Genomic DNA, 1,345 nt, shown 5'->3' with positions numbered 1-1,345 from the left:
CCGGCCCGGCGGCGGGCGCTCGTGGGGCCGGTGGCCCGCGGGACGTTCCGGTTCACAGGGCGCACTCCGGGACGGTTGTCGGCGGCGGCCGATATCGTCGTATGCGTGTCGTCCCTCGCGCTCTACCGCCGCTACCGACCCGAGACCTTCGCCGAGGTCATCGGGCAGGAGCATGTCACCGACCCGTTGCAGCAGGCGCTGCGCAACAACCGGGTCAATCACGCGTATCTCTTCAGCGGGCCGCGCGGCTGCGGCAAGACGACCAGCGCCCGCATCCTCGCCCGCTGTCTGAACTGCGAGCAGGGCCCCACGCCGACCCCGTGCGGGGAGTGCCGTTCCTGCCAGGACCTCGCGCGGAACGGCCCCGGGTCCATCGACGTCATCGAGATCGACGCCGCGTCGCACGGAGGCGTGGACGACGCCCGTGACCTGCGCGAGAAGGCGTTCTTCGGCCCGGCCTCCAGCCGCTACAAGATCTACATCATCGACGAGGCGCACATGGTCACCTCGGCGGGCTTCAACGCCCTGCTGAAGGTGGTCGAGGAGCCGCCCGAGCATCTGAAGTTCATCTTCGCGACGACCGAGCCCGAGAAGGTCATCGGCACGATCCGGTCGCGCACCCACCACTACCCCTTCCGGCTGGTGCCCCCCGGCACCCTGCGGGACTATCTCGCCGAGGTCTGCGGCCGGGAGTCGATCCCGGTCGAGGACGGTGTGCTGCCCCTGGTCGTGCGGGCCGGCGCGGGCTCCGTGCGGGACTCCATGTCCGTCATGGACCAGCTGCTCGCGGGCGCCGCCGAGGACGGCGTGACGTACGCCATGGCCACCGCCCTCCTCGGGTACACGGACGGCTCGCTGCTGGACGACGTCGTGGACGCCTTCGCCTCCGGCGACGGCAGCGCGGCCTTCGAGGTCGTCGACCGCGTCATCGAGGGCGGGAACGACCCCCGGCGTTTCGTCGCCGACCTGCTGGAGCGCCTGCGCGACCTGGTGATCCTCGCCGCCGTGCCGGACGCCGCCGACAAGGGGCTGATCGACGCCCCGGCGGACGTCGTCGAGCGGATGCAGGCGCAGGCCTCCGTCTTCGGTGCGGCCGAGCTCAGCCGGGCCGCCGACCTGGTCAACACCGGTCTGATCGAGATGCGCGGGGCGACCTCTCCGCGCCTCCAGCTGGAGTTGATCTGTGCCCGGATCCTGCTGCCCGCCGCCTTCGACGACGAGCGTTCGATCCAGGCCCGGCTGGACAAGTTGGAGCGGGGCGCCCTCGCGGGCGGCGCCCCGGTGAATTTCTCCGCGGGCGGCGGACCCGCCGCCGGGTACGCCCCCGGGCCGGACGTCCACGCCT

The 1,345-nt window shown here is 72.1% G+C and carries 1 protein-coding gene; it reads left to right on the top strand.

What is annotated here, in order from left to right:
* Window positions 1–105: 105 nt before the first annotated feature.
* On the top strand, window positions 106–1,345 hold a 1,240-nt coding region (locus GCU69_RS07515; RefSeq protein WP_156205469.1), incomplete at its 3' end, for a DNA polymerase III subunit gamma and tau.

The sequence above is a fragment of the Streptomyces lycii genome (genome assembly GCF_009735685.1).
Taxonomy (GTDB): domain Bacteria; phylum Actinomycetota; class Actinomycetes; order Streptomycetales; family Streptomycetaceae; genus Streptomyces; species Streptomyces lycii.
This window is presented reverse-complemented; position numbering and strand designations above follow the sequence as displayed.